We start from the raw sequence: 11,087 nt of genomic DNA, 5'->3' as shown, positions 1-11,087 counted from the left end.
GCAGGCTGCAGCAGCACGTCGTCGAACGTCAGTGCGCTATCGCCGGTGATGGAAGTAATGATCTTCGCCAAGGGTCGGGCCCTTCCCTTCTGAGCATCAGAAAAACGGAAGCCCGTGAGCGGAACGACTCGTCGCCGGCTCACGGGTTGGCGAGGGTGATTACCACTGGAGTTGGGGATTGGGAAGGGTGGTTATCTGCAGGGCTGGTGCGCGCTGCCCCCCACCCTTAATCCCTCCCCGCAAGGGGGAGGGAGACGCAAACTGTGATGCCAGTGCCTTGGTCTCCCTCCCCCTTGCGGGGAGGGGACAGGGGTGGGGGTCCACAGCCACCGGCCCAACTGCCTTCCATAGACACGCGCCCCAGATTGGCTCCGCCCACCGAGAGCGCTACAGTATCCCCCGCGGACGCGCCTCGACGGTGCGAAGACCACGCACCGGGGAGGACGTCGCCGAGGGAACAAATCACGAACGAGGAGGAGTAGATGGCAAACGACAACGGCAGACAAGCCGGGCCCCGGTGCATCGCGCTGGTGGGGCCGTTCGCGAGCGGCAAGACTTCGCTGCTCGAAGCAATCCTCATGCGCACTGGGGCCATTACCCGACAAGGCCACGCCAGGGACGGCAACATGGTGGGCGATGCCGCACCGGAAGCCCGCTCGAACGGCATGAGCGTCGAGGTCAACGTCGCCGAAACCGATTTCATGGGCGACCGCTACAGCTTCATCGACTGCCCCGGTTCGGTCGAGTTCCAGTATGAATCCCTCGCCGTGCTCGCCGGCTGCGACATGGCAGTGGTGGTGGCGGAAGCCGACCCCAAGAAGGTCGCGGCGCTGCAGTTGATCCTCAGGGATCTCGAAGCGCGGAAACTTCCGCACCTCATCTTCCTCAACAAGATCGACAAGCTCTCGGGCCAGGTGCGCGACATTCTCCAGATGCTACAACCGGCGAGCCGGGTGCCGCTGGTGCTCAGGCAATTGCCGATGACCAAGGGTGGCGTGGTGACCGGCTGCATCGACCTGGCGCTCGAGCGGGCGCATGTCTACCACGAAGCCAAGGAAAGCGAGATCGTGGTACTGCCCGATGGCGAGAAGGCAGACGAGGTCGCGGCGCGCACGGCGATGCTCGAACAGATCGCCGATTTCGACGACGTGCTGATGGAGCAGTTGCTGGAGGATGTGCAGCCGGAAAAGGACCTGATCTTCAAGGACCTGGTCGAGGAAATGCGGGCGGGCAAGATCTGTCCGGTGTTCATCGGCTCGGCCGAGCACGGCAACGGCATCACCCGGCTGCTCAAGGCGATCCGCCATGAAGCGCCGACGGTGAAGGAGACCCGCGCCCGGCTGGGGCTCGCCGACGGACCCGGCAGCGTCGTCCAGATCATGAAGACCATGCAGACCGCGCGCAGCGGCAAGATGTGCGTGGCGCGCGTGCTGAGCGGCACCGTCGCCGACGGCGCGGTGCTCCGTTCCGCCGACGGTCGTGAAAGCAAGGTGTCGGGCGTGTTCCGGGTGATGGGCCAGGAAACACAGAAGCGCGACACGGCCAAGGAGGGCGAAACCGTTGCGCTCGGTAAGGTCGAGGCGGCCCGCACCGGTGACACGCTGTCTGCCGGGCGCATGGTGCCCGACCTGATGCCGCCACCCCAGAGCAGGCCGATGATGGCGATCGCCGTCTCACCCAAGGAGCGCAAGGACGACGTGCGGCTGTCGACGGCGCTGCAGCGCATCCTCGAGGAGGACCCTTCGCTGCACCTCACCCATGTGCCCGAGACCGGCGAAACCGTGCTCGAAGGCCACGGCGAGATGCACCTCCGCGTCGTTATCGAGCGGCTCACCGGGCGCTACGGCGTGCCGGTCACCACCTCGGTGCCACGCATCCCCTATCGCGAGACGATCCGCAAATCCGCCAATGTGCGTGGCCGCCACAAGAAGCAGTCGGGCGGGCACGGGCAGTTCGGCGACGTGGTGCTGACCATCAAGCCGCTGCCGCGCGGCGGCGGGCTGGGATTTGACGAAAAGATCACCGGTGGCGTGGTGCCACGGCAATATATCAGCTCGGTCGAGGCGGGCGTGCGCGAGTACTTCGGCATGGGCGGCCCGCTGGGCTTTCCGGTGGTCGATGTGGCGGTGACGCTGACCGACGGCTCGTACCATACGGTCGACAGCTCCGACATGGCGTTCCGGCAGGCGGCGCAGATCGGCATGCGCGAAGGCATGCCGCAATGCGAGCCGGTGCTGCTCGAGCCGGTGATGGAGGTGACGGTGCACTGCCCGAGCGAGGCCACCGCGCGCATCAACGCCATCCTGCCGCGTCGGCGCGGCCAGATCGTCGGCTCCGACACCCGCGACGGCTGGGACGGCTGGGACGACATTCACGCCTATGTTCCGGCCTCGGAGATGCAGGACCTGATCATCGAGCTCAGGTCAGCGACGGCTGGAGTCGGCAGCTTCGAGCAGTCGTTCGACCATCTGGCGGAGATCGGCGGACGGTTGGCCGAGGAGGTGGCGAGCAAGTATGGGCGGCAGGTCGCTTAGGCCGGCCCTATGTTGACAGCGTCCACCTGCGTTGCTCCGATGGTTCGGGGGCGCAGGTGGACAAGCAATTCTTCGTCTACATGATGGCGAGCGGCAAGCGCGGCACGATCTATACGGGCGTCACGTCCGACCTGATTGGCCGCGTCTGGCAGCACCGAAACCACGCGATCGCTGAAAGTTTTACTGCGCGATACGATGTCACGCAGTTGGTGTGGTTCGAGGAGCACGGGAACGCCGAGTCGGCGATCACGCGTGAGAAGCGGATCAAGGAATGGCGCCGGGCGTGGAAGGTGGAGCTGATCGAAGCGACGAACCCGCGATGGGATGACCTGTGGGACGAGATTGTGGGGTGACTCTTCCCCTGCTGCGTCTGCCAGTGTCTCGCTATTCCACCACCCACCGTCGTCATCCCGGCGAAAGCCGGGACCCACTGCTCGAACGGTAGGGCATACGCGGACCGGGCCGGTCCATCACGGCAGGGTCGGATGGTTTCGCGCTCGTTGCGCAGTCAGAGCACTGGGTCCCGGCTTTCGCCGGGATGACGGCCGGTGGGTGGGGTGGCGCAAGCGCTCAACAGCATCGGCCCGTAGCAGTGGCGCAGAGCGACTCTAAGCCTCGATGCCCACACCCTTCACCGGCTCCGGCAAATCCAGCGACTCGATCTTCTGAATCAGCGGCTCGATCCGCTCCACCGCATCGATGTGGCGCTGTTCCATGACGAAGTTCACCGTCATGTATTCGCGGCCGGGGCAGAAGGTGGCGATGTTCGAGGCCGGGTGATAGGCGCCGCAATAGATCGGCTCCATCATCCACTGGGTCACCGGGCCGAGCGTCCGGTGCGGCGGCACCAGGGTCAGCACGGTGTCGACGCGCCCCGAAAAGCGCCAGAAGCGCTCCCCGTAAAGGAACGGGAACCAGCTGTGGAGCTTCCTGTGCATCGCAAACAGCGCCAGCACCTGGGTCTGGAACGAGGTGATGTCCTTGCTTTCGATCTGGCTCACCACATCATCGACCGAGCGCACATACTCGACGAAGTCCTCCTTGTAGGGGAACTTCGCCTGCAGCGCCCGGACTCGGAAGAAATCGTCATCGGCATCGGTGCGACGGGTATCGAGCATCGTATAGGCGGCGGCGATCACCGCCTCGTTGAGGCGACGATCGGTATCGGAATGCAGCGCGTGGGTGACGATGGCGAAGTAGAGCGAGCGCTGCCGCACGCCGAGCCGGCTCGCCAGCCGGCGCAGCCGGTCGCGGCGCAGCGGCAAGGTCTTGAAGCCGAACGGCTTGTCGGGTGGCGACATGATGTGGGCGAAGAACAGGTGCAGCGACACGCCGATGCCGGCCTGCAGCGCGCCCTTGATGCGGTCGCCAAGGCTGACCTTGTTGTCCTTGTTGGACTGTATACCGTGCCCGGCGGTCTGCGAACGCGACAGCAGCGCCGAGTCCGATCCCTCGAGCACGCAGTGCGCGGCGCGCACCTGGATCACCGAGATGCGGCCCTCGGCATCCGGCCCGTCCTTCAGCGTCGCCGCCATGAAGCGGAACAGCGGCAGATCGGGGTGATCGAAGATATCGGCGCTTTTGCCGAGCCACTTGTCCGGGTAGCCGTCGAAGCTATCGACCAGCTCGACCGAGGTGATGGCGTCGAGCTGGCTCTCGGTGAACGGGTGCCCCGGACGGGCGCCGACGAAGCCGTGGGTCAGCTGCGGCGCCAGCGCCACCACCTGCGCCACCAGGTCCTTGAGCTTCTGCTTGTCGAACTTCTCCTTGGAGAAGGCGGTAAAGAAGATCGTGTCCTTGCCGGTGTACAGGAACCACTGGAAATTAGTGAACAGCGCCTGTGGATTCTTCTGGACTGCTGCAAAGGCAAGGTCGAGCGCCTCGGCATGATTGCTGGCGAAGCTCGACGACGAAAAGCTCTTCATGATTCAACCCGAACAAAGTGTGATCACAATAAGCCACGTGTGGGCTCGCAGGGTCAATCGCTTAGGACTCGAGCGATTAATGCCTCTGCTACGTGTTGCGTTGCGGCCCCACGCACCGTAAAGCTCACGCCGATAGTTTCAATCCTAACATTGCCTCGCCAGTGAGGCTTCCCCCGTGCGCATCATCCCCCTCGTCCTTGCGGTCGCGCTGTTCATGGAAAACATGGACTCGACCGTCATTGCGACCTCGCTGCCGGCGATCGCGGCGGATATCGGGGCCGAACCGATTTCGCTGAAACTGGCGCTGACCGCCTATTTCGTGGCGCTCGCCATCTTCATTCCGCTATCCGGCTGGATAGCCGACCGGTTCGGGGCCAAGAACATCTTTCGCCTCGCCATCGTGGTGTTCATGGCCGGCTCGATCTGCTGCGCCTTCTCGGATTCGCTGCTGACCTTTGTTCTGTCGCGGTTTCTCCAGGGCATTGGCGGTTCGATGATGACGCCGGTGGCGCGGCTGGTGCTGGTGCGCGCGACGCCGCGCAACGAGCTGGTGTCGGCCATGGCCTGGCTGACCATCCCGGCGCTGATCGGCCCGATCACCGGTCCGCCGCTCGGTGGCTTCCTCACCACTTATCTGAGCTGGCACTGGATCTTCTGGATCAACATCCCGATCGGCATCATCGGGCTTATCCTCGTCACCAAATACCTCAACGCCGCCGATGGCCGGAACGAACGGCCGGTGGACGTGCCCGGGCTGATCCTCTCGGCCATCACCTTTGCCGGCATCATGTTCGGGTTTTCGGTGATCAGCCTGCCCGCCATTCCCACTATCGCCGGATACGGCTCGATCGTCGTCGGGGCGATCGCCGGGCTGCTTTATCTCAGGCATGCCAAGCGTACGGCGTTCCCGATCCTCGACCCGAAAATGTTCCGGCTTCCGCTGTTCAGGAATGCCATCATCGGTGGCTCGCTGTTCCGCATCGGCATCGGCGCGTTCCCGTTCCTGATGCCGCTGATGCTGCAGCTGACCTTCGGGCTGACGCCGTTCGAATCCGGCCTCACCACCTTCATCGCGGCGATCGGGGCGATCCTCTCGAAGTTCGGCGCCGAAAAACTCTACGCGGCCTTCGGCTTCCCGCGCACGCTGATGGTCACGGCGGTGCTCGGCTGCACCTTCCTCGCCATCAACGGCTTGTTCACCCCGGCGGTGCCGCACTGGGTGCTGATGGGGGCGCTGCTGTTCGGCGGCCTCACCCGCTCGTTCTTCTTCACCGGCGTCAACGCGCTGGTGTTTGCCGACGTCGACGAGGCGCATGCCAGCCAGGCGACGGCGATCAACGCGGTGAGCCAGCAACTGAGCGTCGCGGCGGGCGTTGCGGTAGCGGGCGGCGCGCTGGAGATCGCCTCCAATATGCATGGCGGCGAACTGGTGCTGGCCGACTTCCACATTGCCTGGTTCGTCGTCGCCGCGGTCGCCATCTGCAGCGCCATCCCGTTCATGCGGCTGCCACCCGATGCCGGTAGCGACGTGTCGGGCCACAAGCTCAAGCCCATCACCAAGCCGGTTCCGGCAACACTCTGAAAGCTCCGATGTCCGCGCTTCGCCTGACCCCGCTGATCCTCGCCGTGGCGCTGTTCATGGAAAACATGGACTCTACGGTGATCGCGACCTCGCTGGCGGCCATCGCGCATGACATCCAGACCGAGCCGATCGCCCTGAAACTGGCGCTCACCACCTACATGGTGGCGCTGGCGATCTTCATCCCGATTTCGAGCTGGATGGCCGACAAGTTTGGCGCGAAACGCGTTTTTGCCTGGGCGATCGTGGTGTTCATGCTCGGCTCGGTGTGCTGCGCCATCTCGGATTCGCTGCTGACCTTCGTGTTGTCGCGGTTCCTCCAAGGCATGGGCGGAGCGATGATGACGCCGGTGGCCCGGCTGGTGCTGGTGCGGGTGACGCCGCGGCAGCAACTGGTCGATGCCATGGCATGGCTCTCGATCCCGGGCCTGGTCGGCCCGATCGTCGGCCCACCGATCGGCGGCTTCATCACCACCTTTGCCAGCTGGCACTGGATCTTCCTGATCAACGTGCCGATCGGCATCGTCGGTATCATCCTCGTCAACAAATACCTGCCGGAGTGGCATCGGAACGAACCACGGAAGATGGACTTCACGGGCTTCCTGCTCGCGGGGCTCTGCTTTGCCGGCCTCGTGTTCGGTATTTCGGTACTGACGCTGCCGGCGCTCCCGGCGAGCTTCGGCTATGGCTCGCTGCTGCTCGGCGTCGTGGCGGCGGTGGCCTACTGGTTCCACTTCCGCCGCACCGAGTATCCGCTGCTCGACCTCAGGATTTTCCGCCAGCCGCTGTTCCGGTTGACGATGATCGGCGGCACCATCTTCCGGCTGGGCACCGGGGCAATGCCGTTCCTGTTTCCGCTGATGCTGCAGCTCGCCTTTGGGCTCAATCCGTTCGAAAGCGGCATGGTGACCTTTGCCTCGGCTGTCGGCGCTTTCACCATGAAGTTCATGGCCGAGCGCTTCATCGCGCGCTGGGGTTTTCGTCGGGCGCTGGTGATCGCCTGCACCGTCACCGCCGGTGGCGTGCTGGCCATGGGGCTCTACACCCCGGATACGCCGACGCCGCTGATGCTGGCGCTGCTGGTCATCACCGGGTTCTTCCAGTCGCTTTTCTGGACCACGACCAATGCCTTCATCTTCGCCGACGTCGCCGACAAGGACGCCGGGCAGGCCAATGTGCTGAGCCAGGTGAGCGTGCAACTGTCGCTGGCCTTCGGCGTGGCGGTCGGCGGCGGCATCTTCGAGGGCGTCCACCTGCTGCATGGCGGCGCCCCGCTGCTCAGCGATTTTCACGTCGCCTTCTGGGTGATGGCAACGGTTACCTTGATCGCCGCGCTGATCTTCCTGCGCGTCCCGAAGACCGCGAGCATGCACAGCCACCAGGCCGAGGGCGGCGCGCCGGCCGAGTGATCAGGCCCGTGCGCCGGCGATCAGGCGCTCGGAAAAGCGGACAAGCTCGGGGCCAATGACACCCCAGTCGTAGGCGTCGAGGCGGCATACCGACGGCCGCTCGGCGGTTCGGACCCAGGCCGCTGCATCGCGCAGGACGGCGCCCGTCAGCTCGCCGTCGTAGAGATAGACCCACTGACCGCCCACCGCGTCGCGCAATTCCGACAGGCCGCCGAGCGCCGGCGCGATCACCGGCCGGTTGCGCGAGAGCGCGAAGAGCGCCGAGCCGCTGTTGAGAATTTGGCGATACGGCAGGATAGCCGCGTGGCTCGAGTCGACGATCCGCTCGAATTCGATCTCGTCGAGAGGAGCGGAGCGGAGATCGAAATGCAGCGCCGCAGCGGCGGCGCCCCGTCGGCGCAGTTCTGTCCCAAAACCGTCCGCGGCAAAACCTGCCACGCCGAGCTCGGTCTCGACATCCAGGTGGCGCGCCGCCTCGACCAGCCGCTCGAGGTTCTTGTAGGGCCTGATCTGGCCAACGAACTGCAACCTGGTTGTCCCCTCGGGTCGCCGCCAAGGCGCGGGTGGCGTGAGGGCGCCGGTGCGATAGTCGCCATGGCGGGTTACCAGGTGAGGCAGATTGCAATGCTCGGGGTGATCCGCCGCGAAAGTCTGGCGCGATTCCCGCGACAGAAAGACCAGCCCGTCGAGTTCGTTGGTGAAAGCCCGCCAGAGCTTGGGGTCGCCCGCTTTGCGATCGTGCGGAATGAGATTGTGCACCACCCAGATCCAGCGCACGCCGAACAGCCGCCGCGACGTGGTCATCAAGGCGATGCGGGCCCAGCTGAGCAGGCGCGACCTGAGATCGGGCGAGGCGTAGAAATCGTCGGGCCAGTGGAGGATCATGAGGCGACCGGCAAGGACTGGTGCGATGCGCCAGTTCAGCGTCGCCACCTCCCAGCCCGCCTGTTCGAATGCCGCGGCGAAGAGTTCCACGTAACGATTGTGCGGCGAGCTTTTCGGACGGATGGCAACCTTCACGCGCCGACTAGTCCGGGCTGTTGCCTTTGAAGCCGCGCGCCAGGAGGTAGGTCTCGGCGGAATCGGCGCGGCTGGCCTTGGGCTTGGCGTGGATGGTGGTGGTGAAGTGCCGCTTCAGCAGGTGCAGCAATTCATGCTCGGTGCCGCCCTGGAACACCTTGGCGACAAAGGTGCCGCCCGGCGCCAGCACCTTGATGGAAAAGTCGGCGGCGAGTTCGACCAGTTGCATGATCCGGATATGGTCGGTCGCGCGGTGCCCGGTGGTCGGCGCCGCCATGTCGGACATCACGATATCGGCCTTGTGCCCACCCAGCGCATTGATCAGCGCCGCGGGAGCGTCGTCGTCGTTGAAGTCCTTCTGCAGCAGGATGACGCCCTCGATTGCATCCATCTCGAGGTAATCGATGCCCACGATCAGCGGCTTTTCCGCAGTCGTGCCGACGATGGGCGCTGCCACCAGCGACCAGCCGCCGGGGGCCGCGCCGAGATCGACAACGCGCATGCCCTTCTTGAACAGGTGGTAGCGCTCGTCGAGTTCCTTGATCTTGTAGGCGGCACGCGAGCGCAGCCCTTCGGTCCGGGCCTTGGCGACATAGGGGTCGTTGAGCTGGCGTTGCAACCACAGGGTCGAACCAATCTTGCGGCCCTTGGCGGTCTTGACGTGAACCTTGAGACCCGTCGCCGATTTGCGTCCGGCGCCCTGCCCTGTTCCCTTCGGCATCAGCGGCTCCTGCGGTTGCTGGCGCGACCGGCCCGGTCGGCGTCGATGAGTGAAATGAGAATGCCCTCACGCAGGCCGCGGTCGGCGACGCGCACCCGCTCGGTCGGCCATTCGCGGCGGATCGCCTCGAAGATGGCGCAGCCGGGCAGCACCAGGTCGGCGCGATCCTTGCCGATGCAGGGATGCGCGACGCGGCGGTCAAAGCTCATGCCGAGCAGCGCCGTCATGGTGGCGTCGACATCGGCGCGGGTCATCCACAGGCCGTCGACCTTCTGGCGCTCGTAGCGCTCGAGCCCGAGATGGAGGCCAGCCAGCGTGGTGACGGTGCCGGAGGTGCCGATCAGGTGCACCGGGTGCTCGGCGATCATCTGGCGCAGCTTTTCGCGGCCGCGGAACTGGCGAAGCTGGCCGGCGACGAACCCCACCATGTCCTCGAAGGTCTCGGGCGTGACGTTGACCCCGCCGAACTTCTCGGCGATCGACACCACACCGACCGGCAGCGACTGCCAGGAACGGATCGACGACGACATGCGGCCCTGGCGGCGCGGCCGGCCGCCGCGGAAATCCAGCCAGGCGAGTTCGGACGAGCCACCCCCGATGTCGAACATCAGGGCGCCCGACGATGCCTCCTCGATCAGGTCTGCGCAGCCGGTGACGGCGAGCGAGGCCTCGGTCTGGCGGTCGACGATCTCGAGCACGAGGCCCAGTTCGCGCTCGACCCGGGCGATGAACTCGGGGCCGTTGGCGGCGGAGCGGCAGGCTTCGGTGGCGATCAGCCGCATGCGGGTCGGCTCATGCTCACGCAGCTTGTTGCGGCAGAGGCGCAACGCCTCCATGGTCCGCTCCATCGCTGCATCGGACAGCCGGCCGGTGGTCGACAGTCCCTCGCCCAGCCGGACGATGCGGGTAAAGCCGTCGAGCACGCGAAAGCTGTTTTCGTGCGGGCGGGCGATCAGCAGCCGGCAATTGTTGGTCCCGAGATCGAGCGCCGCATAGAGCGGCCCTCGCGACCGGCGCGAAGAGGGATTCCCTGCGGGGTGCGTCCGCCGCTCCGCTCCGCCAGATCCGGGTTGCCCCCCAGGATTCGCGGTGGTCTGGGCGGGGGTGTGGCCCTGCCCGTCACGGTGCCGCTCCAGGCTCTCGGCCCCGGCTGCGGCGGCGGACCGATCTTGATCGGTCAACCTTGCTCCATTTCCCCGCGCGGTCGCCGACTGCCGGCCGAAGCCGTGGGCGCCCGACACGGGCATATTTCAGTGTCGCCGCTGAGGGTAGAGGATGATCGGGGGCAACGCAACGCCCTGAATCTGCCGCAAACTTGAACGGCACCTGACGGACGCGAGAAGGCTGAAGAATGCCGCAAAAGGGGTGTTGATCAGATGATCGATTGCCGCTAGAAGGCGCGCACCAAATGCTGACGGCCACGCCGCCGGCATCCAGGCGCAGCGCTTGGGGAATAGTTCAATGGTAGAACTGCGGACTCTGACTCCGTCAATCTTGGTTCGAATCCAGGTTCCCCAGCCAGCCCTCTCTCTCGACTAGATCAGCGGCGTAGACCTCGGGTCGGCTCACGTAGGTGCCCCATGTCGCGTCCGCTCCATGCACGCGACAGATTTTGACTCCTGAGATGCCGCTTGCCGGGCCGATCGCCGACATGCTGGCGCCGGACGAGCTTGGGCATGTCGAGGCGGCAGGCGCGTACTGGAGGGTAGCTCCCCAACTTCTGGAATTGCCGATGCTGGTCCACCGCAAGCGGAAAGCTTGCGGCGCTGGGATGTGAGGCGTCCGGATCGGATCAGCATGCCAGTTTCCGACTGCCGAAGCCCTGCAAGCCTCTGAACGAAGCATCGCATTGGCGCGAGGCCCCGAGTGAGCAGCCCCCCGCGTGTCCGCGGGTAAGGC

Annotated in this window: 8 protein-coding genes and 1 tRNA gene; 5 read left to right on the top strand and 4 right to left on the bottom strand. The window is 65.4% G+C overall.

The window, feature by feature from the left end; genetic code table 11:
* Window positions 1-482 precede the first annotated feature (482 nt).
* Both VGV07_RS14675 and VGV07_RS14670 read left to right on the top strand, forming a co-directional pair.
* Window positions 483-2,534 carry an elongation factor G gene (locus VGV07_RS14675; RefSeq protein ID WP_326869461.1) on the top strand — a complete coding sequence of 684 codons (2,052 nt, stop codon included), beginning with the start codon at window positions 483-485 and terminating at the stop codon, window positions 2,532-2,534.
* Between the two features lie 56 nt (window positions 2,535-2,590).
* Window positions 2,591-2,887: a GIY-YIG nuclease family protein gene (locus VGV07_RS14670; RefSeq protein ID WP_326869460.1), complete on the top strand. Its 297-nt coding sequence runs from the start codon at window positions 2,591-2,593 to the stop codon at window positions 2,885-2,887.
* A gap of 255 nt (window positions 2,888-3,142) precedes the next feature.
* Here the strand turns inward: VGV07_RS14670 and VGV07_RS14665 are convergent, their stop codons facing one another.
* On the bottom strand, window positions 3,143-4,459 hold the full coding sequence (locus VGV07_RS14665) for a hypothetical protein (protein WP_326869459.1): 1,317 nt from the start codon (window positions 4,457-4,459) through the stop codon (window positions 3,143-3,145).
* A 175-nt stretch (window positions 4,460-4,634) separates the two neighbouring features.
* Between VGV07_RS14665 and VGV07_RS14660 the strand changes: the two genes are divergently transcribed.
* Window positions 4,635-6,041 (top strand): MFS transporter, encoded by a 1,407-nt coding sequence (locus VGV07_RS14660; protein WP_326869458.1) that lies wholly within the window; start codon window positions 4,635-4,637, stop codon window positions 6,039-6,041.
* Window positions 6,042-6,049: 8 nt separating this feature from the next.
* A complete protein-coding gene (locus VGV07_RS14655) occupies window positions 6,050-7,447 on the top strand; it encodes an MFS transporter (RefSeq protein ID WP_326869457.1) in 1,398 nt (465 codons plus the stop codon).
* On the opposite strand, the gene VGV07_RS14650 is transcribed toward VGV07_RS14655, so the two are convergent.
* Genes VGV07_RS14650 through VGV07_RS14640 form a run of 3 tightly spaced genes read right to left on the bottom strand, consistent with a single transcriptional unit; the run spans window position 7,448 to window position 10,369 of the window.
* Window positions 7,448-8,467, bottom strand: a complete 1,020-nt coding sequence (locus VGV07_RS14650; RefSeq protein ID WP_326869456.1) for a hypothetical protein — start codon at window positions 8,465-8,467, stop codon at window positions 7,448-7,450.
* 7 nt (window positions 8,468-8,474) lie between these two features.
* On the bottom strand, window positions 8,475-9,188 hold the full coding sequence (locus VGV07_RS14645) for an RlmE family RNA methyltransferase (RefSeq protein WP_326869455.1): 714 nt from the start codon (window positions 9,186-9,188) through the stop codon (window positions 8,475-8,477).
* Window positions 9,188-10,369 carry a Ppx/GppA phosphatase family protein gene (locus VGV07_RS14640; protein WP_326869454.1) on the bottom strand — a complete coding sequence of 394 codons (1,182 nt, stop codon included), beginning with the start codon at window positions 10,367-10,369 and terminating at the stop codon, window positions 9,188-9,190. Before VGV07_RS14640 ends, VGV07_RS14645 begins: the two co-directional genes overlap by 1 nt.
* Before the next feature lie 266 nt (window positions 10,370-10,635).
* Here VGV07_RS14640 and VGV07_RS14635 point away from each other — a divergent pair.
* Window positions 10,636-10,709: transfer RNA gene (locus tag VGV07_RS14635), tRNA-Gln, on the top strand.
* The last annotated feature ends 378 nt before the right edge of the window (window positions 10,710-11,087 follow it).

The organism is Devosia sp. (assembly GCF_035944845.1).
GTDB lineage: Bacteria > Pseudomonadota > Alphaproteobacteria > Rhizobiales > Devosiaceae > Devosia_A.
This window is presented reverse-complemented; position numbering and strand designations above follow the sequence as displayed.

What these genes read in the sequence shown, in the direction of transcription:
- VGV07_RS14675 (WP_326869461.1), top strand. Translation starts at nt 483, where the DNA reads ATGGCAAACGACAACGGCAGACAAGCCGGGCCCCGGTGCATCGCGCTG.
- VGV07_RS14665 (WP_326869459.1), bottom strand. Translation starts at nt 4,459, where the DNA reads ATGAAGAGCTTTTCGTCGTCGAGCTTCGCCAGCAATCATGCCGAGGCG.
- VGV07_RS14655 (WP_326869457.1), top strand. Translation starts at nt 6,050, where the DNA reads ATGTCCGCGCTTCGCCTGACCCCGCTGATCCTCGCCGTGGCGCTGTTC.
- VGV07_RS14645 (WP_326869455.1), bottom strand. Translation starts at nt 9,188, where the DNA reads ATGCCGAAGGGAACAGGGCAGGGCGCCGGACGCAAATCGGCGACGGGT.